The organism is Cryobacterium sp., from assembly GCF_026786305.1.
Lineage (GTDB): Bacteria > Actinomycetota > Actinomycetes > Actinomycetales > Microbacteriaceae > Cryobacterium.
This window is the reverse complement of the sequence record NZ_JAJAYI010000070.1, coordinates 40271-66507: the sequence shown is the minus strand read 5'-3', so window position 1 is coordinate 66507 and position 26237 is coordinate 40271. Positions and strand designations below refer to the sequence as shown.

General features: G+C 65.8%; 26 protein-coding genes. 10 read left to right on the top strand and 16 right to left on the bottom strand.

The genetic code is table 11. From position 1 onward, the window contains the following. Positions 1-458 precede the first annotated feature (458 nt). The gene (locus LH475_RS08620) at positions 459-1259 is read left to right on the top strand and encodes an HAD-IIA family hydrolase (RefSeq protein ID WP_196844643.1); all 801 of its coding nucleotides are present in this window, start codon (positions 459-461) and stop codon (positions 1257-1259) included. 81 nt (positions 1260-1340) lie between these two features. Here LH475_RS08620 and LH475_RS08615 read toward each other — a convergent pair whose 3' ends face one another. The 3 genes from LH475_RS08615 to LH475_RS08605 all read right to left on the bottom strand — a co-directional run bounded on the left by LH475_RS08615 (position 1341) and on the right by LH475_RS08605 (position 2933). Further along, a complete protein-coding gene (locus LH475_RS08615; protein ID WP_196844644.1) occupies positions 1341-1916 on the bottom strand; it encodes a hypothetical protein in 576 nt (191 codons plus the stop codon). A 59-nt stretch (positions 1917-1975) separates the two neighbouring features. Beyond that, positions 1976-2524 carry an orotate phosphoribosyltransferase gene (gene pyrE / locus LH475_RS08610; RefSeq protein ID WP_196844645.1) on the bottom strand — a complete coding sequence of 183 codons (549 nt, stop codon included), beginning with the start codon at positions 2522-2524 and terminating at the stop codon, positions 1976-1978. A gap of 220 nt (positions 2525-2744) precedes the next feature. Further along, on the bottom strand, positions 2745-2933 hold the full coding sequence (locus LH475_RS08605; RefSeq protein ID WP_196844646.1) for a hypothetical protein: 189 nt from the start codon (positions 2931-2933) through the stop codon (positions 2745-2747). Between the two features lie 63 nt (positions 2934-2996). Here LH475_RS08605 and LH475_RS08600 point away from each other — a divergent pair, with 63 nt between their 5' ends. Continuing rightward, positions 2997-3911, top strand: a complete 915-nt coding sequence (locus tag LH475_RS08600) for a LysR family transcriptional regulator (protein ID WP_196844647.1) — start codon at positions 2997-2999, stop codon at positions 3909-3911. A gap of 72 nt (positions 3912-3983) precedes the next feature. On the opposite strand, the gene LH475_RS08595 is transcribed toward LH475_RS08600, so the two are convergent. The 9 genes from LH475_RS08595 to LH475_RS08555 form a co-directional block, all read right to left on the bottom strand. Beyond that, the gene (locus tag LH475_RS08595) at positions 3984-5492 is read right to left on the bottom strand and encodes a CoA-acylating methylmalonate-semialdehyde dehydrogenase (RefSeq protein ID WP_196844648.1); all 1509 of its coding nucleotides are present in this window, start codon (positions 5490-5492) and stop codon (positions 3984-3986) included. Positions 5493-5521: 29 nt separating this feature from the next. After that, entirely contained in the window at positions 5522-6859 is a 1338-nt protein-coding gene (locus tag LH475_RS08590; RefSeq protein ID WP_297413456.1) for an aspartate aminotransferase family protein, read from the bottom strand. Between the two features lie 124 nt (positions 6860-6983). Continuing rightward, on the bottom strand, positions 6984-8135 hold the full coding sequence (locus LH475_RS08585; RefSeq protein WP_297413454.1) for an ABC transporter substrate-binding protein: 1152 nt from the start codon (positions 8133-8135) through the stop codon (positions 6984-6986). Between the two features lie 70 nt (positions 8136-8205). After that, complete coding sequence (locus LH475_RS08580) at positions 8206-8973, bottom strand: ABC transporter permease subunit (protein ID WP_196844650.1); 768 nt, start codon at positions 8971-8973, stop codon at positions 8206-8208. Positions 8974-8984: 11 nt separating this feature from the next. Then, positions 8985-9848 carry an ABC transporter ATP-binding protein gene (locus LH475_RS08575; RefSeq protein ID WP_196844651.1) on the bottom strand — a complete coding sequence of 288 codons (864 nt, stop codon included), beginning with the start codon at positions 9846-9848 and terminating at the stop codon, positions 8985-8987. Then, positions 9845-10756: an ABC transporter permease subunit gene (locus LH475_RS08570; protein WP_196844652.1), complete on the bottom strand. Its 912-nt coding sequence runs from the start codon at positions 10754-10756 to the stop codon at positions 9845-9847. The genes LH475_RS08575 and LH475_RS08570 overlap by 4 nt, the downstream gene beginning before the upstream one ends. A gap of 27 nt (positions 10757-10783) precedes the next feature. Further along, on the bottom strand, positions 10784-11800 hold the full coding sequence (locus tag LH475_RS08565) for a TIGR03842 family LLM class F420-dependent oxidoreductase (RefSeq protein WP_196844653.1): 1017 nt from the start codon (positions 11798-11800) through the stop codon (positions 10784-10786). Between the two features lie 9 nt (positions 11801-11809). After that, on the bottom strand, positions 11810-13228 hold the full coding sequence (gene hydA / locus LH475_RS08560) for a dihydropyrimidinase (RefSeq protein ID WP_196844654.1): 1419 nt from the start codon (positions 13226-13228) through the stop codon (positions 11810-11812). A gap of 77 nt (positions 13229-13305) precedes the next feature. Further along, positions 13306-14184 carry a nitrilase-related carbon-nitrogen hydrolase gene (locus LH475_RS08555; protein ID WP_196844655.1) on the bottom strand — a complete coding sequence of 293 codons (879 nt, stop codon included), beginning with the start codon at positions 14182-14184 and terminating at the stop codon, positions 13306-13308. Between the two features lie 201 nt (positions 14185-14385). Between LH475_RS08555 and LH475_RS08550 the strand changes: the two genes are divergently transcribed. The 5 genes from LH475_RS08550 to cofD all read left to right on the top strand — a co-directional run bounded on the left by LH475_RS08550 (position 14386) and on the right by cofD (position 19798). After that, the gene (locus LH475_RS08550) at positions 14386-15753 is read left to right on the top strand and encodes an aminotransferase class I/II-fold pyridoxal phosphate-dependent enzyme (RefSeq protein ID WP_196844656.1); all 1368 of its coding nucleotides are present in this window, start codon (positions 14386-14388) and stop codon (positions 15751-15753) included. 161 nt (positions 15754-15914) lie between these two features. Then, entirely contained in the window at positions 15915-16916 is a 1002-nt protein-coding gene (locus tag LH475_RS08545) for a putative F420-0 ABC transporter substrate-binding protein (RefSeq protein WP_297413450.1), read from the top strand. A 94-nt stretch (positions 16917-17010) separates the two neighbouring features. Beyond that, a complete protein-coding gene (locus LH475_RS08540) occupies positions 17011-18030 on the top strand; it encodes a putative F420-0 ABC transporter permease subunit (RefSeq protein ID WP_196844657.1) in 1020 nt (339 codons plus the stop codon). Continuing rightward, a complete protein-coding gene (locus LH475_RS08535; protein WP_196844658.1) occupies positions 18021-18812 on the top strand; it encodes an ABC transporter ATP-binding protein in 792 nt (263 codons plus the stop codon). The genes LH475_RS08540 and LH475_RS08535 overlap by 10 nt, the downstream gene beginning before the upstream one ends. Continuing rightward, positions 18809-19798: a 2-phospho-L-lactate transferase gene (gene cofD / locus LH475_RS08530; RefSeq protein WP_196844659.1), complete on the top strand. Its 990-nt coding sequence runs from the start codon at positions 18809-18811 to the stop codon at positions 19796-19798. The genes LH475_RS08535 and cofD overlap by 4 nt, the downstream gene beginning before the upstream one ends. 11 nt (positions 19799-19809) lie before the next feature. Here cofD and cofC read toward each other — a convergent pair whose 3' ends face one another. After that, positions 19810-20499 carry a 2-phospho-L-lactate guanylyltransferase gene (cofC, locus tag LH475_RS08525; protein ID WP_297413447.1) on the bottom strand — a complete coding sequence of 230 codons (690 nt, stop codon included), beginning with the start codon at positions 20497-20499 and terminating at the stop codon, positions 19810-19812. 142 nt (positions 20500-20641) lie between these two features. Here cofC and LH475_RS08520 point away from each other — a divergent pair, with 142 nt between their 5' ends. After that, on the top strand, positions 20642-21058 hold the full coding sequence (locus LH475_RS08520) for a nuclear transport factor 2 family protein (RefSeq protein WP_297413445.1): 417 nt from the start codon (positions 20642-20644) through the stop codon (positions 21056-21058). Here the strand turns inward: LH475_RS08520 and LH475_RS08515 are convergent. Continuing rightward, positions 21055-21876: a coenzyme F420-0:L-glutamate ligase gene (locus tag LH475_RS08515; protein ID WP_196844661.1), complete on the bottom strand. Its 822-nt coding sequence runs from the start codon at positions 21874-21876 to the stop codon at positions 21055-21057. The genes LH475_RS08520 and LH475_RS08515 overlap by 4 nt on opposite strands. Then, positions 21877-22878, bottom strand: a complete 1002-nt coding sequence (locus tag LH475_RS08510) for a TIGR03557 family F420-dependent LLM class oxidoreductase (protein WP_196844662.1) — start codon at positions 22876-22878, stop codon at positions 21877-21879. It abuts the gene before it with no gap. A 125-nt stretch (positions 22879-23003) separates the two neighbouring features. On the opposite strand from LH475_RS08510, the gene LH475_RS08505 reads away from it, so the two are divergent. Next, positions 23004-23840 (top strand): exodeoxyribonuclease III, encoded by an 837-nt coding sequence (locus LH475_RS08505; protein WP_196844663.1) that lies wholly within the window; start codon positions 23004-23006, stop codon positions 23838-23840. 22 nt (positions 23841-23862) lie between these two features. Further along, positions 23863-24483: an antibiotic biosynthesis monooxygenase gene (locus tag LH475_RS08500; RefSeq protein ID WP_196844664.1), complete on the top strand. Its 621-nt coding sequence runs from the start codon at positions 23863-23865 to the stop codon at positions 24481-24483. Between the two features lie 100 nt (positions 24484-24583). Here LH475_RS08500 and putP read toward each other — a convergent pair whose 3' ends face one another. Continuing rightward, positions 24584-26089 (bottom strand): sodium/proline symporter PutP, encoded by a 1506-nt coding sequence (gene putP, locus LH475_RS08495; RefSeq protein ID WP_297413512.1) that lies wholly within the window; start codon positions 26087-26089, stop codon positions 24584-24586. Positions 26090-26237: the final 148 nt, after the last annotated feature.

Genomic DNA, 26237 nt, shown 5'->3' with positions numbered 1-26237 from the left:
CTACCTGCACACGTCCGGGCCGTTTCCTTCCGGCCGGGGCAACCCGACCTGACGCGTTGCCCAAAGCGGCGCAATCGCTGACCGGGCGGCTGAACCGGATGACCACCTATCCCCGACACAGGCAGAGATCGAGGGACACGCAGGCCACCCCGTCGAAACGCTCTTCTCTTTTCCTGCCGCTGCAATACCGGCATCCGCCTCGAAGACGACCCGCCATGCCGCCCGCCTATCAGGAAGGCTCGCCAGCCCAAGAGCCCGAGTACTCAACATTGCCAGCGCGCCAGCTGACATCACGTTCGCCTCAACCGCGCCACCAGAAAAATTCAGCGAGTGCCCCCTGACGCTCCGTACTCCTCTCAGTGTGCGCGTTCATCGCATACTCACCGAGTCAGGCATCTTGTCACCGTGGCGAAACTTCGCGCGGCTAGGCTGGAACCCACAACGAACAGGAGCGCCTGATGGCACGACGCGACGAAATCGAATGCTGGCTCACCGACATGGACGGTGTGCTCGTGCACGAGAACCAGGCCCTCCCGGGGGCGGCAGAACTGTTGCAACAGTGGACCGACTCCGGCACACCATTTCTCGTGCTCACCAATAACTCAATTTTCACGCCGCGTGACCTGAGTGCACGGCTGCGCTCAAGCGGGCTGAGCGTGCCCGAGGACCGCATCTGGACCTCGGCGCTCGCAACGGCGGACTTTCTGAAGTCACAGGTCTCCGGCGGCACCGCCTTCGTGATCGGTGAGGTCGGCATCACGACCGCGCTGCACGAGGCCGGGTTCATCATGACCGAGACCAACCCCGACTACGTTGTCGTCGGCGAGACGCGCAACTATTCCTTTGAAGCGATCACCAAGGCGATTCGACTTATTTTGGCCGGGGCGCGGTTCATCGCGACGAATCCGGATGCGACCGGGCCGAGCAAAGACGGCCCGACGCCGGCGACCGGCGCGATTTCGGCGCTGATCTCGAAGGCCACCGGCATGGCGCCCTATGTCGTCGGCAAGCCCAACCCGATGATGTTCCGCTCGGCGATGAACAAGATCGGCGCACACTCGGAGAACACCGGCATGATCGGCGACCGGATGGATACCGACATCGTCGCGGGCATCGAGGCAGGGCTGCACACGATTCTGGTGCTGACCGGCATCAGCGACGAGACCGAGATCAATCGCTACCCATTTCGCCCCGACGAAATCGTGGCCGGTGTGCACGAGTTACTCGCCGCCGAACCGATCGAGAGCGACGAGATCTAGCTCGCCGCGCTCGCGCGGCCGAAAGCCGCACGCGCGGCGTACGAGGCGGCACCCCCCACATTGTTGTGGGTCCGCCTGAGGTCATGCGGCGGGGCCGGCACCCCTGATGCTCGCGGTGAGCGGTTCGGCCGAGGCTCGGCTCACGAAGCAGTAGTAGTTGCGCGGGCCGTCGGTCCACTGTTCTTCGGTGATCGGGTAGCTGCCCTGCATCTGGAGGTTCGGGTAGGCGCCCGCCGTGGTCAGGTCGAGGATGCCGGGTGTCGTGCACAGCAGGTTTATCTGGGCGGCGAGTGCGGCCTCGCCCGGAAACACCGTGGTCGCGTCGCCGCCGAAGTCGCCGCGGTAGACCAGCTGGGCGGTGTGCGCGGCGGCGCAATCGACGACTGTGAAGTCTTCCTCCCACGCCGAGGCATACGGTTCGAGGCACTCGCCACCGAACAGGGTGTTCCACTCGTGCAGACCGGAGGGCTGCACGGCAGTAATCTCCGCCGCTGGGGTAGGCGTGGGGGTCGGAGTCGGGATGGCCGACGCCGAGGTAGTGGGCGGAGCGACCGGCACCGGGCTGGCCACGAGTCGCTGGCCGAGATAGAACAGCCCCACGAGCACGATGAGCGCGAGCAGCCCGACGGCCGCCCAGATCAGGGCGGCCTGGGTCACTCCGGGAGCGCCGCGCCCTGATCGGTGACGGCTCACCACCGCGGTGCCGTCTGGTGCCACTAGTTGAGCCCCAGGTCCCCAAGGGTGATCGCGGCGAAGTACGGGTAGCCGGCGGCCTCGATCACTTCGCGGGCGCCGGTGTTGCGGTCGACCACGACGGCGACGCCGGCGATCTCGGCGCCGACTCTGAGCAGGGCTTCGATGGCGGCGAGCGGGGATCCGCCGGTCGTCGAGGTGTCTTCGAGCACGATCACGCGCTTGCCGACGAGGTCGGGGCCCTCGACCTGGCGGCCGCGGCCGTGGTCCTTTGGCTCCTTGCGCACGACGAACGCGTCGTAGCTCGCGCCGCGGGCGGCGCCCTGGTGCATGACGGCGGCAGCGATCGGGTCGGCGCCCATGGTCATACCGCCAACAGCAACGACATCGGGCACGTTTTTAATAAGGTCCAGCATGACCTGGCCGATCAGCGGGGCAACCCGGTGATCGAGGCTCACCCGGCGCAGGTCCACGTAATACGTGGCCTTCTTGCCACTGGTGAGAACGAAGTCTCCGTGAAAAACGGCCTCGGCCGAGATGAAGTCGATGAGTTGCTGCCGTGTATCAGTCACGGTTGCCAGTTTAGGGCATGCCCACGCCGCTCACCCCGGCCGCCAAATGTCGCGAGAGCCTGAGGCGGGGGCGGGGTTGTAGGCGGGGGCGGCGAGTGTTCCGGGGTGGGCGCCGCGCACTTTTCGCGGTGGTCCCCGAAACACCCGAATGTTCCAGCGAGGAGCAGGTGAGCCTGTTCCCGCTATCCCACCCGGTATCGCGCGAAGGAGAGGGCAGGAGCTAGAAGATGCGAACCAGGTTCTGACGCTCGGTCTGACGGTAGCCATCGCGATGCACCTCGACGACGAGGGCGGCGATAGAAGCAACAGAGACGAGCAGGATGGCGATGAGGACGAACACGAGATGCCTTTCGAAGGAGGTGGGGTGGCCCGGCACGGAGGCGACATTGCTCGTGTATGACTCTTCCATCTGACCACTCCCAACCGTGCAGCACAATCGCATTGTTCTGCATACATCGTGTAGATTTTCTACATGGACGTGCAGCGACTCGAACTCCTCCGCGAACTCGCCGATCGCGGTAGCGTCACGGCGGTCGCCCTCGCCACCCACCGCACCCCCTCGGCCGTCTCCCAGCAGCTCAAGGTGCTCGAACGAGAAGCCGGCCTGCCCCTCACCCAGCGGCAGGGTCGCGGCCTCGTACTCACCGACGCGGGCCGCGCCCTGGCCCGCAGTGCAACGGATGTCGCGGTGTCGCTCGCGAAGGCCACCGCACTCTGGGACGAATTTCGCAACCAGGCCAGCGGCGAAGTGAGCCTCGTCACCTTTCCCACCGCCGGCCAGATGCTGCTGCCCGGCGTCATCAAGAAACTCGGCGCCGACCTCGTGCTCAACTGCGCCGACGAAGACCCCGAACTGAGCGACTTCCCCGCGTTCACGGCCGAGTACGACATCGTGCTTGCCCACTCGATGAGCGGGCAGCTGTCCTGGGCCGGCCGGGGCCTCACGGTCGTTCCGCTCATGACGGAGCCGCTCGATGTGGGGCTGCCGGTGGGGCATCCGCTCGCCGATCGCGTCTGGGTCGGCCCGCGCGATCTCGTCGGGGAGACCTGGATCGGCGTGACCGACGGCTATCCGTTCGAGCGTATTCTGCACGCGATCGAACAGGAGGCCGGTGCACGCCTGTCGATGTCGCAGCGCTTCGCCGACCTCGCCCTGATCGAATCGTTCGTGATTGCCGGGCTCGGTATCGCGCTCGTGCCGCGCTACACCTCCGGCGGCGGCCAGCCCGGCCGCCTCGTGCTCAAACCGCTGCGCGGCATCGAATCGGAGCGGCAGATCGTTGCGCTCATGCGCCCTGACCGCGCCGAACGCCTTGCCGTGCGCACCGTCATAGAGGAACTCCAAGCCGAAGCTGCGCGGGTACAGCAATCCCACACCGAGCCATAGGGCCGCGAGAGCGAGCACACGGTTGCCTCGACCATGCACAAGCAACCGTTTACCCGCTCTCGCGGTTTGAACCTACTGGTTCTGCGGGAACCCGAGGTTGATGCCGCCGTGGCTCGGGTCGAGCCAACGACTCGTCACGGCCTTCTCGCGGGTGAAGAAGTTGATGCCGGCCGGACCGTAGGCCTTCGCGTCACCGAACAGGGAGTTCTTCCAGCCACCGAAGGAGTGGTATGCCACCGGAACGGGGATCGGCACGTTGATGCCCACCATACCGACCTGCACCTCGTTCTGGAACCGGCGAGCGGCGCCGCCGTCGTTGGTGAAGATCGCCGTGCCGTTGCCGTACGGGCTCGCGTTGATGAGGTCGAGGCCCTCGGTGTAGCTGTCGACGCGCACTATGGAGAGCACCGGGCCGAAGATCTCGTCGATGTAGACGGCCGAATCAACGCTGACGTTGTCGAACAGGGTGGGCCCGAGCCAGAAACCGTCGGCAGCGCCGTCGACTTCGATGCCGCGACCGTCAACCACAACGGTGGCGCCATCCGCCGTGGCGATGTCGATGTAGCTTGCCACCTTGTCGCGGTGCACCTCGGTGATGAGCGGGCCCATGTCGCAGCCGCGGGTGCCGTCGCCGACCTTGAGGCCGCTCATACGCTCGGTGATCTTCTTGATGAGCTCATCGGCGACGGGCTCAACCGCGACGATCACGCTGATGGCCATGCACCGCTCGCCGGCCGATCCGAATCCGGCGTTGACCGCGGCATCCGCTGTCAGGTCGAGGTCAGCGTCGGGCAGCACGAGCATGTGGTTCTTGGCCCCGCCGAGTGCCTGCACACGCTTGCCGTGCTTGGCTGCTGTTTCGTAGATGTAACGGGCGATGGGAGTCGACCCGACGAACGAGATTGCCTGCACATCGGGGTTGACCAGCAGAGCGTCGACGGCTTCTTTGTCGCCGTGGACGACGTTGAACACGCCGGCGGGCAGGCCGGCCTCAGCGAACAACTCGGCGAGCCAGTTAGCGGCCGATGGGTCTTTCTCGCTCGGCTTGAGCACGACGGTGTTGCCGGCGGCAATCGCGATCGGAAAGTACCACAGCGGAACCATCGCCGGAAAGTTGAACGGGCTAATGATGCCGACGACGCCGAGCGGCTGACGCAGCGTGTAGACATCGACGCCGGTCGAGACGTTTTCGGAGTAGTCACCCTTTGACAGGTGCGGCATGCCGAGGGCGAATTCGACGACCTCGAGCCCGCGAATGATCTCGCCGAGGGCATCCGAGGTCACCTTGCCGTGTTCGGCGGTGAGGATGTCGGCCAGGTCACCCTTGCGCGCATTGAGCAGCTCGCGAAAGTTGTACATGATGGTCTGGCGCTTGGCCTGGCTGGTGTCGCGCCACTCGGGGAACGCGGCCTGGGCGATCGCGACGGCAGCGTCGAGATCGGCTGCTGTGGCCAGGGTGAGGTTCTTGGTCACGAGCCCGGTAGCCGGGTTGTACACCGGGGAGGTGCGGGTGGAGGTGCCGGCGAACGGTGCCCCGTCGACCCAGTGAGTGAGGAGCGATACTGCGGTGGTGACAGTCATTCTGATGAAACCTTTCGTTGGTCCGTTGGTTAGGAGAGCAGGTCGAGGCTGAGCACTTCGTCGTAGATGGCGAGGGCTTCGGCGACCTCGGCGTCGGTAACGACACACGGGGGCACCACGTGGATGCGGTTTTCCATAAGGAACGGCAGCAGGTTGCGGCCGAGCAGCTCGGCCTTCACGCGCGCCATGACGGCGGCGCTCACCGGTTCACGGGTCTCGGGGTCGGCGACGAGTTCAACCGCCCAGAACACCCCGACACCGCGAACCTCGCCGATGATCGGGTGCTTGGCCTGCAGTGCTTTAAGCCCCGGCTCGAGCACGTCGCGGCCGATGCGGGCGGCGTTCTCGACGATGCCCTCGCTCTGCATTGCATCGAGCGCGCCGACGATCGACGCCATGGCAAGCGGATGCCCGCTGTAGGTGAGTCCGCCGGGAAAGACGGTCTCGTCGAAGGTCGCCGCAATGGCATCGGAGATGATCACGCCCCCGGTGGGCACATAGCCGGAGTTGACGCCCTTGGCGAAGGTGATCAGGTCGGGCACGACGTCGTAGGCCTGGAACGCGAACCAGTTGCCGGTGCGGCCGAAGCCGCACATGACCTCGTCGAGGATGAGCACGATGCCGTACTTGTCGCAGAGGGCGCGCACGCCGGGCAGGTAGCCGGCCGGCGGCATCATGATGCCGGCGGTGCCGGGAATCGACTCGAGCAGAATGGCGGCAACAGACGACACGCCCTCGCCCTGAATGACGCGTTCGAGGTGGTGCAGCGCGCGGGCGCACTCCTCGGCCTCGCTGGTCGCCCAGAATTCGCTGCGGTAGAGGTACGGGCCGAAGAAGTGCACGTGTCCGCGAGCATATTCGTTGGGGATGCGGCGCCAGTCGCCGGTCGCGACGATCGCCGAACCGGTGTTGCCGTGGTACGACTTGTACAGCGAGAACACCTTGTCGCGACCGGTGTGCAATCGGGCCATTCTGATGGCGTTCTCATTCGCATCCGCTCCACCATTGGTGAAGAAGACCTTGTTGAACCCCTCGGGGGCACGGTCGGTGATGCGCCGTGCCGCCTCGCCGCGGGACAGGTTGGCCGTCGACGGCGCAATGGTGGTCAGGGTGTGGGCTTGTTCGGTGATCGCCTTGATAACGGCCGGATGCTGGTGGCCGATATTCACGTTCACCAGCTGACTCGAGAAATCGAGGTAGCTGCGCCCATCGTGATCCCACACCCGACAGCCGAGGCCGCCGGCGACCACGAGCGGCGTCAACGCCGCCTGTGCAGACCATGAGTGGAAGACGTGCGCGCGATCGAGCTCGGTGGTGCTCTCGTTCAGTCCGAGTTGCGCGGTGCCTACTAACGTGGTGTCGTTCACAAATATCGCTTCTTTCGGTTTAGATGTACTGGTGAAGAGGTCGTGCGTTAGGTAAATTGTGGAGTGACCGGGTAGCGGATACCGCCGCCCGGCCAGCCAATCGGTCGCGAGCCAGGCGGTGCGGCTAGTTGCCGCCCTTATTCAGGGTGACATCGATCGGGGCCCAATCGGCACCCATCACGTCGACACCGTCGGCGGTCAGCTCGTCGAGAGCTTTCTGTACGTATTCGTTCGAGAACGCGGTTGCCGGAGGTTCTGCAGTGATGATGGTCGCTCCGGTCTCGTTCTTGGTGTTCATCGCAATATCGACAGTGTTCGCCCAGGCGGCTTCGTCGATCAGGCCGACGCCGTTGGTGGACGGAAAGATCAGCTTGCTGACCTCGTTGGTCATCCACAGCTGGTGGCTCTGGCCGAGCGAGGAGCCGGCCGCGGTAACAATGCCGGCGGCCTCTTCGGCGTTGTTCGCCGCGTAGATCCAGCCGCGGATCGAAGCCTTGATGAATTTCACGGTGTTGTCGGCGTAGTCCGGGTCGCTCGCCAGCTTGTCGGCGTTGGCCCAGATGGCGTCCTGGAGCATCGCGGTGCCCTCGTCGTTCCAGTCGATGACGTTGAGGTCCTCGGGCTGGTAGAGCTCACCGGTGTCGGGGTTTTCGGTTTCCAGCACCTGCGCGTACTCGTTGTAGGTCATTGCCTGCGCCGCATCGATGTCACCCGAGAGGAACGCGTTCATGTCGAAGGCTTGCTGAATCAGCGAGATATCGCCGACCTCGACACCGGCCTGCTGCATGCCCGCGAAAAGCTCCCATTCGTTGCCGAAGCCCCAGCTACCCACGTTCTTGCCAGTGAGGTCGGCGGCCGTGGTGATGTCCTTGTTTGTGAAGGAGATCTGCGTGGTGGCGCTGCGCTCGAAGATCTGCGCGACGTCGGTGATGTTGGCACCCTGTTCGATCGAGCCGAGCACCTTGGGCACCCAGGAGATGGCGTAGTCGACGTCGCCGGCCGCGAGCACGTCTTGCGGAACGATGTCGGGGCCACCTTCTTCGATGGTGACGTCGAGGCCTTCGTCTTTGTAATAGCCCTGGTCGACCGCGGCGTAGTAGCCCGCGAACTGGGCCTGCGCTACCCACTGCAGTTGCAGGGTGATCGGGGTGAGCCCGGCCGAAGCGGCGTCGGTCACGCCACCTGTGCCGCCGGAGGTGCTGCATCCGCTGAGAACCAGCGCGCCGAGCGCGGCGACTGTTGCGATGGTGCCGAGTCGTGTGGTGCGGTGTTTCATGTTTGCCTCCTTGATTGCTGATGCAGAGAAAGGTGGTGCTGCTGCCGATGGAACGTCTAGGCGGCGCTTCCTAGCCGGTGCGCCTGCTGACCAGCTTCTCGACACCGAGCGCCGCGCAGAAAAACACCAGTCCGAGGATGATCGAGCCGAGCACGTAAGCCCAGGCCAGACCATAATTGCTGCTCGCCGCCGCCGAGGTGATGGACTTGCCGAGACCGCCGACCGGACCACCGAAGTACTCGGCAATGAGCGCCGAGATGACCGCGAGCGACGACGCGATGCGCAGCCCGGTGAACACGAACGGCAGCGCCGTTGGGAGGGTCACCGCCCGGGTCGCCTGGGCGCTTGAGACGGCGTAGGAGCGCATGAGGTCGCGGTGCACCGGGCGCACCTGGCGCAGGCCCTTGAGGGTAGTGAAGTACACCGGCACGAACACGGCGAGCGCTGCGACGAGCTGCCGCGCGGTCTCGGCTCCGGCCCCAAACATGGTGTACAGCACCGGGGCGAGGGCGACGATCGGCACGACCGAGAGGGCACCGACCACGGGCGCGGCCATGTCATCGAAGACCCGGGCCAGGGCTGACAGGATCGCCAGCAGGATGCCCAGGACAGCCCCGATCAGCAGGCCGACGAGGGCGTTTCGCCCGGTAACCGCCATGCCGTTGGCGACGTTCTGCAGGTTGGAGCCGAATTCGGCGCCGATCGCGAGGGGGGCAGGCAGAATGAACGCCTTGATCGCGAGCCCTGTAACAACAGCCTGCCAGAGCAGCACCACGACCACGCCGAAGACGATCGGTGCGAGCACCGTCTGCAACAGACGCGGCGGGCTGCCTCTCATCGGGCTGCCTCTCATCGGGTCTCCACCCCCTGCGCACCCTGCGGCGTGCTCGCGGCCTCATCGCCGCGCAGCAGGTCGCGCACCTGGCTGAGCGCCTGAAAGAAGCCCTCGTCTTCGCGCAGGTCTTCGCCGCGGCGGCTCCTGTCGCCAAGTCCGACGGTGACGACCGAGCGGATGCGGCCGGGGCGCGGTGACATGACGACGACACGGTTGGAGAGAAAAACGGCCTCGGGAATGGAATGGGTCACGAACACGACCGCCGCCTCGGTTTCGGCGCAGATGCGCACGAGCTCATTCTGCATCCGCTCACGGGTCATCTCGTCGAGGGCGCCGAACGGTTCGTCCATGAGCAGGAGGCTCGGGCTCTCGGCGAGGGAACGAGCGATCGCGACGCGTTGCTGCATACCGCCGGAGAGCTGGTCGGGGTAGTGGCCGGCGAAGTCGGCCAGGCCCACCAGTTCGATCAGTTCGGCTGCCCGTGCCCGCCGCGCCGCCTTGCCCACACCGTGCAGTTCGAGCGGTAACTCGATGTTGCCGGCGACGGTGCGCCACGGCAACAGCCCGGCCTGCTGAAACGCGATGCCGTAGTCCTGGTCGATACGGGCCTGCCTGGCCGGCTTGCCGAAGACCTCTACGCTGCCGGCAGTCGGTGTGTCGAGGTCGGCGATGAGGCGCAGCAGGGTGCTCTTGCCGCAGCCGCTCGGCCCGATCAGGGAGACGAATTCGCCGGGCGCGACCACGAGGCTCACGTCGTCGAGGGCGGTGACGCCGGGACCCCTGCGGGCGGCGAAAATGCGGCTGACGCCGCGCACGTCAACGGCGGAACTGTTACCGGCGGGGCTAATCGTGCTGTCGATCGTGCTTCTGCCGGTCATATCGAGACCTCTCCCCTGCGAAAACGACGAAGGAACAGGCCGATCAGGCCCACGAAGCCGGCGGCGACCAGGCCGACCAGGATCGACCCGAAGATGGGAGCCCAGGGTTTTCCCGGGTCGCCACCGGCCGAACCGGCGTACTCGACGATCAGGCGGCCGATACCGCCACGCAGCCCGATGGAGACCTCGGCGACCACGCTGCCGACCACGGCGCTGACCGCGGCGAGCCGCAGCGCAGGCAGCAGGTAGCCGACACTGGCCGGCAGGCGCAGCCGCCACAGGGTCTTCCACCAGCCGACCGCGTAGCAGTGCATGAGGTCGACGTGGTTGGCGTCGGGCGAGCCAAGTCCGCGCAGGGCGCCGATCGACACCGGGAAGAACGCGAGGTAGGAGGCGATCAGTGCCACCGACATCCAGCTCTCCCAGGTGAATTCGCCGAACTGAAGCTGCGCGCCCCAGCGCCGCACGAGCGGGGCGATGGCGATGAGGGGAACGGTCTGGCTCAAAATGATCCACGGCAGAATCGCCGACTCGGCCAGCCGAAAGCGCTGCAGGAGCAGGGCGAGCGCCAGGCCAACGATGACCCCAACCAGCCAGCCGACGCTGGCGATCCCGAGGGTGAACAGCGACCCCGCCGCGACGGCCTGCCACAGCGGCCGAGCACTCGCCGCGCCCGTGACCGGTTCGAAGATGCGCGCAAACATCGTCGCCAGGTGCGGCATGGCGAGGTCGCTGGTGCGGGGCAACACGGTGAGGGTGCCGATGACGACGCCATCCTCGGGCCCGAGCACTGTGTAGAGTTCCCAGAGCAGGGCGAGCACCACGACGCCCAGAACGCCGAAGACCGCGCCCCGCCAGCGGGCAGGCAGGCCGAACCGCTCCGGGAGTGGCGGCGACAACGGGGTCATGCGGGGCGTCCGTTCATCTGGCGGTGGCTACTTCGTGGCCGTGACGTGCTCGGCCATGGCCGGGATGATCGTGTCGCCATAGACGCGCAGCGTTTCTTCTTTATTGTCGTGCTGCAGGTAGCCGGCGAACTGGTCGACGCCGAGTGCTTTGAGCGCCTCGAGCTTGTCGACGTGGTCTTTGGCAGTGCCGAGCAGGCAGAAGCGGTCGACGATATCGTCGGGCACGAACGCGGCATGCTCGTTACCGGCCTTGCCGTGCTGGTTGTAGTCGTAGCCCTCACGGCCCTTGATGTAATCGGTGAGCGCTTTGGGCACCTGTGAATCCGTGCCGTACTTGGCGACGATGTCGGCGACGTGGTTGCCGACCATGCCACCGAACCAGCGGCACTGGTCGCGCATGTGCTCCCAGTCGTTGCCGATATACATGGGCGCGGCGACACAGAACTTGATCGATGCCGGGTCGCGGCCGGCGTTCGAGGCTGCGGTGCGCACGGTGTTGATCATCCATTCGGCGACGTCGAGGTCGGCCATTTGCAGAATGAATCCGTCACCGACTTCGCCGGCGAGTTTGAGCGCGAGCGGGCCGTAGGCGGCGACCCAGACGTCGAGAGTCGACCCCGTGCTCCACGGAAACTGCACGGTCGCGCCGTTGTATTCCACGGAGCGAGAGTTGGCCAGTTCCCTAATGACGTGCACCGACTCGCGCAGGGTCTTGAGGTTGCTCGGCGCCCCGTTGGTGGTGCGCACCGCCGAGTCGCCACGACCGATGCCGCAGATGGTGCGGTTGCCGTACATCTCGTTCAGGGTCGCGTAGGTCGACGCCGTCACGGTCCAGTCGCGGGTGGCCGGGTTGGTGACCATGGGGCCGACGATAATCTTGCTGGTCTCGGCCAGGATGCGGCTGTAGATCACATAGGGTTCCTGCCAAAGCAGGTGCGAGTCGAAGGTCCAGACGTGGCTGAACCCGTGCGCCTCGGCCAGTTTGGCCAGTTGCACGGTGCGCGCCGACGGCGGGTTGGTTTGTAGTACTGCTCCGAAATCCATGCCATCCCCTTAGATCAGGTACTGGCTGAGGCCGCGCTTAATGAAGCGACCGTCACCCTTGGCGCCGAGGTAGGCGTTGTCGTCGACGACGACCTTGCCGCGGGAGATGACGGTGTCGACGTGGCCGTCGATCTCGTAGCCCTCCCAGGCGGAGTAGTCCATGTTCATGTGATGGGTCTTATCGAGCCCGATCGAGGTGTGCCCGTTCGGGTCGTAGATCACGACGTCGCCGTCGGCGCCGGGCTGGATGACGCCCTTTTGGCCGTACATGCCGAACATGCGCGCCGGGGTCGTGGAGCACACCTCGACCCAGCGTTCGAGCGAGATCTTGCCGTCGACAACACCCTGGTAGAGCAGGTCCATGCGGTGTTCGACCGAGCCGATACCATTGGGAATCTTCGAGAAGTCGGTCAGGCCCATGTCTTTCTGGCCCTTCATGCAGAACGGGCAGTGGTCGGTGGAGACCATCTGAATGTCGTTCGTGCGCAAGCTCTGCCACATGTGGTGCTGGTGACCCTCAGCCTTCGCACGCAGCGGCGTCGAGCAGACCCACTTGGCGCCCTCGAAGCCGGGGGCGCCCAGGTTGTCCTCGAGCGAGAGATAGAGGTACTGCGGGCAGGTCTCACCGAAAACGTTCTGGCCGTTGTCTCGAGCCTCGGCAATCTGGTGCACGGCCTGCTTGGCCGAAACATGCACGATATAGAGGGGTGCACCGGTGAGATTGGCGAGCATGATCGCCCGATGGGTGGCCTCTTCTTCGGCCTGCCACGGGCGGGTGAGTCCGTGGTAGAGCGGGCTCGTGTTGCCGGCGGCGACCGCCTGCTGCACGAGTAGGTCGATGACGCTGCCGTTTTCGGCGTGCATCATGATCATGCTGCCGTTCATGGCCGCGCGCTGCATGGCCTTGACGATCTGGCCGTCGTCGCTGAGGAATACGCCTTTGTAGGCCATGAACAGTTTGAAACTCGAGACTCCTTCGTCGATGAGTTCGTCCATCGCGGTGAGCGAGCTGTCTTGCACATCGGAGAGGATCTGGTGAAAGCCGTAGTCGATGGCACACTGGCCGGCGGCCTTCTGCTGCCAGGCGGCGTAGCGTTCGAGCACGTCCTCGCCGGCATACTGCACGACGAAGTCGACAATGCTCGTGGTGCCGCCCCAGGCAGCCGCGCGGGTGCCGGTTTCGAAGGTGTCGCTGGCCTCGGTACCACCGAAGGGCATCTCCATGTGGGTGTGGGCGTCGATGCCCCCGGGAATGACGTACTTGCCGCCGGCGTCGATGACGCGGTCAACATTGCCCGCCACATCGAAGCCGAGCAGATTCGAGCCGGGTGCGAGCACCGCCGCGATTTTTTCGCCGTCGATGAGCACGTCGGCGAGCCCTCGACCCGTGGCGTTGACCACGGTGCCGTTCTTGATCAAAGTCTTCATGGCATCCTCTTCACTGAAATTGTCCGGGGGTAGCGGATGCTGCCGAACCCGTGCCTGAGCTGTTAGGGCGCGACCTGTTAGGGCGCGACGAGGGTCTCGTAGGAGTCGGGGCGACGGTCGCGGTAGAACTGCCAGGAGTTGCGTACCTCGCGAATTACGCCGAGGTCGAGGTCGCGCACGAGAATCTCCTCGCTGTCGGTCGAGGCGACTTCGCCCACGTAGTTGCCCTTGGGGTCGACGAAATAGGAACTGCCGTAGAACGTCACGGCCTCGTCGCCGAATTCGGCTTTTTCGTTACCGATGCGGTTGTTCGCGCCGACGTAATACTGGTTGGCGACCGCGGCGGCCGGCTGCTCGAGCTCCCACAGGCGGTTGGACAGGCCGGGTTTGGTGGCCGAGGGGTTGAACACGATCTCGGCGCCGTTCAGGCCGAGCGCGCGCCAGCCCTCGGGAAAGTGCCGGTCGTAGCAGATGTAGACGCCGATCTTGCCGTACGTGGTGTCGAAGACCGGGTAGTCGGTGTTGCCGGGGCGAAAGTAGAACTTTTCCCAGAATTGCGGCAGATGGGGGATGTGATGCTTGCGGTACTTACCGAGGTAGGTTCCGTCGGCGTCGATGACCGCGGCGGTGTTGTACAGCACGCCGGGCTGTTCTTCTTCGTACATCGGCACGACGATGACCATCTTGTACTCGGCGGCGAGCTTCTGAAACCGTTCGACGATCGGGCCGGGCACGGCCTGCGCATAGTCGTAGTATTTGGCGTCTTGCACGATGCCGAAATACGGTCCGTGAAAGAGTTCCTGAAAGCAGATCACCTGCACGCCCTGAGCGGCTGCGGCGCGCACGAAGCCCTCGTGCTTGTGAATCATGGATTCTTCGTCGCCGGTCCAGGTGGCTTGGGTGATAGCGGTTCGAACGACGTGGCTGCTGTTGGTGTTAGTGGGAACCGTACTCATGCTGTGCCTTCCACTTACTGTGAGTTAGCCAAGGAATCAACCGGCTGTCGGTGAAAAACCGGTCTGCCCTGGCCATTGTCGGGCCGTTACGAACCGCGCTGTCCGTATTGTTATTATTTGACGTAAACATTTCAAATGTGTTTCTCTGTGTAACGCACGCATTAATCATCCTGTCGTCCAACTCAGCCAGGGACAAGAGCAATGCCGAACTTTATTGACGAAATTGAGCAGCGCACCCCCGCGGGGATCGCCGCGGCCATCGGGCGGCTGATCGCCTCCGGTCGGCTCACACCCGGCGACCGCCTGCCCACCGTGCGGGTGCTGGCCGGTGAGCTCGGCGTGAGCCCCGCCACGGTCAGTCACGCCTGGCAGGCGCTCTCGGCGGTCGGCCTGATCGTGTCGCGCGGTCGGGGCGGTACCTTCGTGCAGGATGCCGCACCCAAGTGGTTGCCGGCCCGTAGCCAATCCATGATCGGTACGGTCGGACCGGCCCGCCTCGACCTCTCGCGCGGCACGCCCGACCCGCTGCTGCTGCCGGCGCTCGGACCGGCGCTCTCGCGGGTATCGCAGCGCGCGGTGACCCCGAGCTACCAGGACCTGCCGATCATTCCGGAGCTGCTCAAGGCGCTGCGGGCATCGTGGCCATACCCGGTCGAGACGATCACCATCGTCGACGGCGCCCTCGACGCGATCTCGCGCAGCCTTGACGCGGTGACCCGGTTCGGCGACCGGGTCATCATGGAGAACCCGTCGTTTCCGCCGTTCTTCGACCTGCTCGACCAGCTCGGCTTGGAACGCCTGCCAGTGGCCGTTGACGAGCACGGCATCATTCCAGCCGACTTTGCCGCAGCGCTGAAGCTCGGGCCGGCCGCCGTTCTTCTGCAGCCGCGCGCGCAGAACCCCACCGGCGCGTCGATGACCGCGAATCGGGCCGAGGAACTGGCCCGCCTACTGCGGAACACGTCGGCGAGCGCCGACACCATCGTCATCGAAGACGACCACTCCGCCGAGATCAGCATCGCCCCCGATGTGAGTCTCGGCCTCTGGCTGCCGGGCCGCACCTTGCACGTGCGCAGCTTCTCGAAGTCGCACGGACCAGACCTTCGCATGGCCGCGCTCGGCGGTCCGGCCGCGCTCATCGACCCGATTGTGTCGCGGCGCATGCTCGGTCCGGGCTGGACCAGCCGCATGCTGCAGACGATTTTGCACGATCTGCTCACCAACGGCGAGAGCATGGCGCAGGTGAGTGAGGCCCGCCGCATCTACTTCGCCCGCCAGCGCGCCCTCGCCGACGCTCTGACCGCCTTTGGGCTCGACGTGGTGCAGGCCGACGGCATCAATACCTGGCTACCCGTGCAGAACGAGCGCGACGCCATGGTGCGCCTCGCCGCCTCCGGTATTCGGGTGGCCGGCGGCTCGCCGTTTCTGGCGACCGAGGGCGGCCCCGCGTTCATTCGGGTGACCGCCGGCGCCCTGACCGACAACGTCAGACCGGTGGCGGAGGCACTCGCCGCGGCGGCACATCCGCTGGATTCGACCGTGCACGCGGTCGGTGCGCGCTGGTCGTAGCGCTGGTGGGGGCCTAGGGTTGAGCGAGACCACCGGTTTGCTTTGACCGGCCCTGCTGGCCTGGATTTGGGCTGAGGTCCACCACTATTCCGCCAGTCTGCGCCCGCGCTCTGCCGTTCACGGCGCTGCAACGCTCGCCTGCGAGAGTCGAAAGAGACCTCATGAATCCCATCACCGTGCGCCGATCTATGATCATCGCCACGACCTGCGCGACCCTGGTGCTGAGCGGATGCTCCGCCGCGGCGACTCCCCTCGCCACACCGGCCGAGACCCCCGCCGCGAGCGCGAGCTACCCGCTCACCGTAGACAATTGCGGCACGAACGTCACCGTCACGGCCGCGCCCAAACGCATCGTGTCGATCAAGTCCTCGGCGACGGAGCTCTTGCTCGCCCTCGGCCTCGGCGACCGCATTGTCGGCTCGGCCTTTCTCGACGGCCCGCTGCCCGAGTCGCTCGCCCCGGCCGGCGCCGGCCTGAACGTGATCAGCGACTTTCTTCCCGGCCAGGAGGCCGTGCTTGGCCTGAACCCCGACTTCATCTACGGCGGTTGGGAATCCAACTTCAGCGCCGACGGAGTGGGCGACCGCAATGCCCTCGCGGCGCTCGGCGTCGGCAGCTACGTGTCACCGGCCGCCTGCAAGGGCGACTTCATGCCCAACCCCCTCACCTTCGATTCCGTGTTCACCGAAATTGACGAGGCCGGCAAAATCTTTGGCGCCGAGCCCGCCGCCACCAAGTTGGTCAGGACGTTGCAGGACGACCTCGCCGGCTTGACGCCCTCGACTGCCCAAACTACGACGGCGCTCTGGTATTCAAGCGGCACGACCTCCCCCTACGTCGGCGCCGGCATCGGCTCGCCGGAAATGATCATGGAGGCCGCCGGGCTCACCAACATTTTCGCGGACGTGAGCGACACCTGGACCTCGGTGGGCTGGGAATCGATCATCGCGGCCAACCCGAGCGTCATTGTGCTCGTCGACGCCACCTGGAACACCGCCGCATCGAAAATCGCCCAGCTCGAATCGGACCCGGCCACCCGGGTGCTCGACGCCGTGAAGAACCAGCGCTATATCATTCTGCCGTTCGCCGCCACCGAGGCCGGCATTCGCAACGTCGAGGCTGCCGCCTCCACCATCACCCAACTAGCCGAACTGAACGAGTGAGCTCCACCTCCTGTCCGCCCGAGCGGGTACATGGTTGCTTCAGCACGGTTGAAGCAACCGTGTACCCGATCTCGCGGGACAATCGGGAGAACTCGTGACCCGGGGGCGTTACGTCGGGTGGTTCGTGATTGCCACGGTTGCCCTCGTTCTCGTGTGTGGCGTGGCGGTGACCATTGGGCCGGCGGCGGTGAGTCTGGCCCAGGTAGCGGGCAGTATCGGCGCTCACCTCGGCATTCCGACTGACTCTCCGGTTCCGGTGCTGGTCGACTCGATCGTCTGGCAGTTGCGGCTACCGCGTGTGCTCACGGCCGCGCTGGTGGGCACCGGCCTCGCGCTGAGCGGCGCGGTGATGCAGAGCGTGACACGCAACCCCCTCGCCGACCCGTACCTGCTCGGGCTGTCGAGCGGGGCATCCGTCGGTGCGGTTGGCGTCGTCATTCTCGGCATCGGATTCGCCCTGCCCCTCGCCGCCTTTCTCGGCGCGCTGCTCGCCCTCGTCGCAACACTCAGCATCGCCCGGGTCGGCGGAACGATCACTCCGGTGCGGGCCGTACTCGCGGGGCTCGCCATCGCGCAGCTCGCGGGCGCCCTGACCTCATTCATCATCTTCTGGGCGGCCAAGGGCGATTCCTACCGGGAGATTCTCAACTGGCTGCTCGGCTCGGTGGCTGGCGCCACCTGGAGCAGCGTCGCGATCGCAGCGACGGCCGTGTTGGTCGTTTGCACCGGCATCCTTCTGTCGGCGACCCGGCTGGACGCCTTTGCCTTCGGCGATACCTCGGCGGCGAGCCTCGGCATCAACGTCAATCGCACCCGCTGGGCGTTGCTCGGGTCGGTCGCGCTGCTGACCGGCGCGATGGTCGCCGTCAGTGGAGCGATCGGGTTCGTCGGGCTCATTCTGCCGCACCTCGCGCGCGGTGTGAGCGGCCCCGGGCACCGCCGGCTGCTGCCGCTCGTGGCGGTCTGCGGGGCACTGTTTCTGGTCATCGCCGACACGCTCGCCCGCACGGTGTTCGACCCGCGCGAGCTGCCGGTGGGCATCATCACCGCGTTCATCGGCGTGCCGGTGTTTATTGTGCTGATCAAGAGAAAGAAATCGCACCTGTGGGCGTAGACCTCGACCAACTGTCGTTCGCCATCGACGGCACCAGAATTCTGCGCGACGTCTCAGCGTCGCTGCCGACCGGCAGTGTCACCGGCCTACTCGGGCCGAACGGCGCCGGTAAGTCCACCCTGCTGCGGCTCGTCGCCGGCATCGACAAAGCGGATGCCGGCACCGTCACCCTCGACGGCGTCTCGGTCGGGTCGCTGCCCCGGCGCGAAGCGGCCCGCCGCGTCGCCCTGCTCGAACAGAATGCGTCGCCGAGCGTGGAACTGACCGTGCTCGAGGTCGTGCTCCTCGGGCGCATTCCACATCGCACCAAGCTGATGGGCTCGTTCGGCGGTGACGACGATCGCGCCGTCGCTTTCGACGCCCTCGAGGCGGTCGGCGCGGCGTCGTTAGCCGATCGTTCCTGGCACACGCTGAGCGGCGGACAGCAGCAGCGCGTGCAGATCGCGCGAGCCATGGCGCAGCAGCCGAGCCTGCTGCTGCTCGACGAACCGACCAACCATCTCGACGTGAGTGCCCAGCTCTCGCTGCTCGGGCAGGTGCGCGAGCTCGGGGTGACGGCGATCATGGCCCTGCACGATCTGAACCTCGCGGCGGCGTATTGCGACCAGATCCTCCTTCTCGACGGTGGCCAGCTCGTGGCCGTCGGCACGCCCGCCGAGGTACTCACCCCCGAGATCATCGGAGCCGTCTATGGCGTGGATTGCTTCATTCTGGAGCATCCACGCGGCGGGCATCCGGTCATCGTGTACTCGGCGGCAGCCGTATCGGCGGGCAAATCATGAAGAGCGTGACCGTGCTGGCCGGCGGCGTCGGCGGAGCTCGCTTCACCCGCGGACTGCTCGCCCAGCTCGCCGTCGCCGCCCCCGACGCAGCCGTGACGGTCATTGCGAACACCGGCGACGACATGTGGCTCGACGGCCTGCGCATCTGCCCCGACCTCGACACCATCATGTACACCCTCGGCGGCGGCATCAACGAGGAGCAGGGCTGGGGCCGCCCCGACGAAACCCGCCGGGCCTCGGCCGAGATCGCCGCCTATGGCCGCGGCTGGTCGTGGTTCACGCTCGGCGACCTCGATCTCGCCACGCACATCGTGCGTACCGACCTTCTGCGCTCGGGCTCAACCCTGTCGGAGGTCACCGAGTTTCTCTGCCGCCGCTGGCAGCCCGGCGTTCGACTTCTGCCGATGAGTGACCAGCCGATCGAAACCCACGCATGCCTCGCCGAGAATGCTGATGAGCACGCTGCGGGTGACTGTATCCATTTTGAGGAATGGTGGGTGCGGTACCGCGCCCGAGTGGCCGTGACCGGGTTCGAGCAGCGCGGGCTCGCGTCAGCGGTCGCCGCACCGGGCGTACTCGAGGCCATCGGCACGACCGACCTCGTCGTGCTGCCGCCGTCGAACCCGGTCGTGTCGGTCGGTACGATTCTGGCGGTGCCGGGCGTGCGTGAGGCCCTGCGTTCTACGTCCGCGCGGGTCGTCGGGGTGTCCCCGATCATCGGCGGTGCGGCGGTGCGAGGCATGGCCGACGCGTGCCTGTCGACAATTGGAGTCGAGACGAGTGCGCTGGGTGTGGGTGTGCACTATGGGTCGCGGAGCTCAGGCGGAGTACTTGATGCGTGGCTGATCGATGAAACGGATGCCGCGTCGCTGCCCGCGCTGGCGGCCGCCGGCATCCGTTCTGCGGCTGCTCCGCTGTGGATGACCGACCTGCCCGCCACGACCGCGATGGCCGCGGCCGTGCTGCGCCTCGCCGCCGAAGGCTGAGTACTGCGGGGTCAGCGCTTCGATAGTGCCAGCAGCGCGCTCGTGTGCGGCCCCAGCCCGAGCGCCCGGGCAGCGTCGAGATCGGCGGCGGTGTCGACGTCGCGGCGCATCGACGAGGTCGGTGAGAGGTCGAGCGCGATGTGTCCATCGGCCTCGTGCGCGGCGCGGGAGCCGGGTCCAAAGCGCGGCATGAACGTGACCCCTGCGCGGGCTAACAGGGTCGTCGTTCCCACACCGTCGGCGTCGGGCACCATCGAACGCGGGTGTGAGGCGGCGAGCGACAACGCGGTCTCGACGTCGGCCGGGCGCAGGGAGGGCAGATCCCCGGTCATCACTGCCAGATTCGCGTCGGGACAGGCGCGCCGAGCGGCAGCGATGCCCTGCGCGATCGCGGCGTTCAAGCGGGCATGCCCCGTTTCATCCCCCGGCGCCTCCGGCACCATGACCGCGCCGAGCCCCGCCAGCAGTCCGCCGAGGTGGGTGCTACCGGTCACCACAAACACGCGCTCCACAACGAATGCCGCCACGAGCGCCGCCACCGTGTCGAGCGCGAACGCCTCGGCGAGTGCCGCCCGCTTGGGCAGAGCGCCCAGCCTGCTCTTGGCGCCCGGACTCCCCTTGACCGGCACCACGACCGCCCAGCGCGGCGCGGCAGGGTTCGGCGACGCCATTCGGCTCACGGCGCCCTGGGTTTCGTCCATGGTAAAACGCTACCAGCGCGGCTGCTGCAACCCCGATGCAATCGTGGGCAACGCCGGGCGCACCCAGCGCGCGGTAGCCTTGAGGGTCGAGTGCACACATCCGTCGACCCGATTACGTTTGATTAACGACCCAGGAGGTCCCATGTCAGATTCACTCACCGCACAGCCCCTCACTGCAGAGCCCCTCACTGCACAGCCCCTCACTGCACAGCCCCTCATCGCACAGTCCCGCGCGCTGCCCATGGCGATTACCACCTACCTCGAACGCAGTGCAAGCGCCAAGCCCGCCTCCGCCAGACAGACATTCACCGAGAACGCGGTTGTGGTCGATGACGGCAAAACCTACACGGGCGAGGCGGCCATCGCTGCCTGGCTCGCCGGCACCGCCACCGCGTTCGAGTACACGACCACCCTGCTGCGCACCGAGAAGGACGAGTCGGCGACGACCGTCGTCAACCGCGTTGCGGGTAACTTTCCGGGCCACAGCGTCGACCTGAACTACCGGTTCGAGCTCGACGCCGAGAGCGGCCTGATCCAAGCCCTCACCATCTCGATCTAGCCCAACCCGGCCGCAGCACGCCCGGCGGCGAAGCCCTCGGCATAGGCCTCTGCCGTGCCGAGGCGAAACATATCGGTGTCGCTTGGCCGCTGCAGCGCCCGAGCGCCGACGGCATCCAGCTCACCGACCAGCCTGTCGAGTCCGCGCACCACGGCCACCGGATTGCCACTGGTCTTGCCCTTGACCAGGTCGGCGGCGCCGGCGATCTCGTCAGCGACTGCGGCGACGGTGACGTCGAGGCGGCGACCGGAGGCATCCGCCGTGCCGCGCAGGTCATCGAGCACCGCCAGCCCGGCGGCGCCGATGGCGATATCGGTCTGGCCTTCGCGCCACGGGCGCCCGGCGGTATCGGTCACCAGCACGCCGAGCCGCAGCCCGGTGCGCTCGCGCACTGCAGCGCAGATGGCTCGTGCCGACGCATCCGGATCAACCGGCAGTAACAACACCACACCCGCCGGCGCGTTGCTCGTGTCGACGCCGGCCGCCGCCATCACCAGGCCCTGCCGGTTTTCGACGATGCGGGTGACCCCGCCGGGGTACGCGCGCGACGCCACGACGCGCACGGTCTCGTCGGTGATCGCCTGCTCCCGGTCTGCAGCCGCGACGGCACGCCCCTCGGCTTTAGAGACGATCTTGCTGGTCACGACCACAATGTCGCCGTCAAGCAGACGCGACTGTGCTGCCTCTGCGATCAGACTGGCGAGGTCATCACCGGCCCTGATCTCACCGAAACCACCGAGCGTGAACACCGTGAGGCCGAACAATTCCGTGGTCCCGCGCGAGGCGGCCGCCGCGTCGGGCAGCGAATCGTGCGGCATCTACCGAACGAGTTTCGGCAGAACGGATGCGCCAAAGACGTCGATCCACTGTTTCTGATTGCGGCCCACGTTATGCAGGTAGATGCGATCGAAGCCGAGGTCGACGAACTTCTGAATGTATTTGCGGTGCTCGTCAGGGTCGGCTGAGATGATCATGCGACCTTCGAAGTCCTCCGGGCGCACGAGCTTGGCCATCTGTTCGAACTCAAATGGCGAACGGATGTCGCCCTTGGGAAACTTCATGCCACCGTTCGGCCACTCGTGCAGCGCGTTGGTCATGGCCTCTTCGTAGGTCTCGGCCCAGCTCATGTGCAACTGCAGCACCTTGGGCATGATCGACGGGTCCTTGCCGGCCTCGCGGGCACCGTCATCGAATTTGCCGAACAGCATCGAGATTTTCTCGAGCGGGGCGCCGACCGTGATCAGGCCGTCGGCCAGCCGGCCGGCGCGCTTGGCGGTGACCGGACCGGCGGTGGCGACCAGAATTTCGGGCGCAACCTCGGGCATGGTCCACAGCCGGGTTGACTCGAGCTTGAAGAACTGACCGGAGTGTTTGACGTCCTTGCCGGCGATCGAGCCGGCGAACAGCTTCGAGATGATCTCGATGGCCTCGAACATGCGGTTGATGCGCTCGGGCGCTTCGGGCCAGTAGCCACCCACGATGTGCTCGTTCAGGGCCTCGCCGGAGCCGAGTCCGAGCCAGTGCCGGCCGGGATACATCGACGCGAGGGTAGCGGAGGCCTGGGCGACCATGGCCGGGTGCCAGCGAAACGTGGGCGCGGTAACACCGGGACCGAAGTCGCCCGTTGTGCGCTCGGCGATCGACGCGAGCACGCTCCAGACGAAGCTGGACTGCCCCTGGGCCGGAACCCACGGTTGAAAGTGATCGGCCGCCATGACGCCGGTGAAGCCGTGTTCCTCGGCGTAGGCCGAGAGTGCGACCGCCTCAGCCGGTGCGAACTGCTCCAACATGGCCGCGTAGCCAATCTGCAACTCCGTCATTGTGAACTTCCTGCCTGTCGGTGTTTTGTACCTATTCAGTTTGCGTCTATTCAATCGCACCACGAGGGAGGCCGCACCCCATACCGCGGAGGCGGCATCCGCTTCGCCCCTTATAGGCTGGAGGCATGCGCATTGCCACCTGGAACGTCAACTCTATTCGTGCCCGATCCGGGCGAGTCGTCGACTGGATGGAACGTGAGGACATCGACGTTCTCGCCATGCAGGAGATCAAGTGCAAGCCCGAGCAGTTTCCGTCGCAGGCGTTCGAAGATGCTGGCTACGACCTCGCCATTCACGGCCTGAGCCAGTGGAATGGCGTGGCTTTTGCCAGCCGTGAACCGATGACGGATGTCGTCACCGCTTTTCCGAATATGCCCGGCTTCCAAAAAGGTGCGGTTGGCCCCGACCAGCCACTCGAGGCGCGCGCGCTCGGGGTGACCGTGAACGACCTGCGACTGTGGAGTCTGTACGTGCCGAACGGGAGGTCGCTCGACGACCCGCACTACGCCTACAAGCTGGCCTGGCTGAACGCCCTCAAGGCGCACGCGGCCGAGGAGCTCACCGCCCACCCTGCGCTCGCTCTGGCCATGATGGGAGACTGGAACGTCGCTCCCCGCGACGAGGATATGGGCGACCCGGGTTTCGTTCCCGGCCAGTCGACCCACATCTCGCCCGAGGAACGTGCGGCGTTTGACGCCTTCGAGGACGCCGGGATGGCCGATGTCGTGCGGCCGATCGTGCCGGAGGGGTTCACCTTCTGGGACTACAAGCAGCTGCGGTTTCCGCGCAACGAAGGTATGCGCATCGACTTCATCCTGGGGTCGCCCGCCTTCGCCGACCTGGTGACGGATGCCAGCATCCACCGCAACGAGCGCAAGGGTGACGCACCGAGCGACCACGTGCCGGTGCTTGTCGACCTCGACCTCGGTGGCGATGACGACGACCGCCCGATGATCTTCTAGGCCAATCAGGGATACTGGGGCAATGACTTCACGAGAGTCGGATCCCGACGCTTCGGTACCACCCCCGCCCGCGTCAGAATCCGTGACCGTTTCCATCACCCGCACGGTCGATCCGGCGCGTTTCACCGAAGCGAGCGAGTGGGTGCAGTTCGGCATCAACCTCGCCCACACATATCCCGGCTTTCTCGGGTCGGGCTGGGTGCGCGACAGCGAAGATTCCGCCACCTGGAACATGCTGTATCGCTTCTCCAACAGCGACAGTGTGGAGGCCTGGGAGAATTCTGACGAGCGCACCGAGTGGCTCGAAGCGGGCACGGACCTCGTTCTCGACGCCCGGGTAGAGAAGCGCACCGGCATCGAGGGCTGGTTCGACACCGTGCAGCAGGCGCCCCCCGGCACCCCCGCACTGCTGCCACCGCCGCGGTGGAAGCAGGCGATCAGCATTTGGCTAGGTTTCTTTCCGGTCAACCTCATTTTCACGCTGCTCGTGACCTGGCTCGTGCCCGGCTGGAGCGATCTGGCGACGGCCCTCAAGGTACTGCTGACCACCCTCGCTCTCACGCCGCTGATGGCCTACTTCGTGCTGCCCTGGGTGACACGGATGCTGCGCCCCTGGTTGCAGAGACAGCCCCGGTCCCGCTGATTGTGCTGAGCCCGCACCAACACCAAGGGCACCCGTCCTGGCCGTCTGGCCGAGGGCAGGTGCCCTTGGTGTGCGAGGTGTCCGTCGTGCGAGGTGTCTCTTAGGCGGAAACCATTTCGGGAACCTTGTAGTTCGCATGGGCCTGTTCCGCAGCGGCGTCGAATTCGGCGTCGATCTCGGTGTTCGGCTTGTACGTGGCCAGCGAGACCACGACGGCAACCAGCAGGCTGGCGGCGAAGCCGGGCACGATCTCGTACATGATGCCGCTCAGCGGGGAGTTACCCCAGATGAAGACGACGACGGCGCCGGTGACCATGGAGGCGAGCGTGCCCCAGGTGGAGAGCTTCTTCCAGTACAGGGAGAGAATGACCACCGGTCCGAACGCGGCACCGAAACCAGCCCAGGCGAAGCCGACAAGCTCGAGGATGGTCGCGTCGCGGTTCAGCGCGATGAGCCCGGCAACGACCGCGACGAGCAGCACGCCGAGACGGCCGAGCATAACCATCTGCTTGGACGAAGCGTCTTTCTTTCCCACGATTTTATACAGGTCCTCGACCAGCGCCGAGGATGAGACGATCAGCTGCGAGGAGATGGTACTCATGATGGCGGCGAGCACGGCGGCCAGCACGAGGCCGGCGATAAACGGGTGGAACAGTGTTTGCGAGAGCAGCAGGAACACCGTTTCCGGGTTCGCCAGGGTGAGCTCGGGGTGCTGCTGGAAGTAGGCGATGCCGATGAGGGCAGTGGCAACAGCACCGAGGGCGGTGACGATCATCCAACCGATGCCGATCCGGCGGCCGGCCTTGGCATCCTGCGGGGTACGCATGGCCATGAAACGCACGATGATGTGCGGCTGGCCGACATAGCCGAGGCCCCAGGCTGCTGCGGAGATGACGCCCAGCACGGATCCGCCCGCCGTCAGGGAGAGCAGGTCTGGTTTGAACGCGCGAATCGAGTCGAGGGTGGCAGTGATTCCGCCGGTCGCGTCGAGGGCCACGAGGGGCACCGCGACGAGCGCGAGGAGCATGAGGATTCCCTGGGCGACGTCGGTGAGGGTCGCGCCGAGGAAGCCGCCGAAAAGCGTGTAGAGCAGGGTGACGCCGCCGACGATGAGCATGCCGGTGAGGAATGTGGAGCCGAAGGAGTTCTCGAAGAACACACCACCGGCGACCATGCCAGAAGAGACGTAGAACGTGAAGAACACCAGGATGATGACGCCGGAGACCACGCGCAACAGGCGCGACGTATCCTTGAGTCGGTTCTCGAAGAAGCTCGGGATGGTGATCGAGTTGTTGGAGACCTCGGTGTACGAGCGCAGCCGCGGTGCCACGAACTTCCAGTTCAGCCAGGCGCCGATGGTGAGGCCGATGGCGATCCAGGCCTCAACGAGACCGGACACGTAGATGGCTCCCGGAAGACCGAGCAGCAGCCAGCCCGACATGTCGGAAGCGCCGGCACTCAGCGCGGCGGTGCCGGGTCTGAGGCCGCGGCCGGCGAGCATATAGTCGTCAAGATCTTTGGTCTGCCGGAAGGCGAAGTACCCGATGGCGACCATGCCAGCGAGATATAAAACGATCGCAATTATCTGAAAAGTTTGATCCGTCAATGGGATTCCTTTGTTGGGATGCCCGACGTACAGGACGTGAATGCCCGGGATGCGGGCAAGCTCAAAGAGCCAGTCTCGCAGAAATATGGTCATGTGGCCAAAAGACACTAACCATTTGCCCCTGTAGCGAGCTGAAAACCGAGGCCAA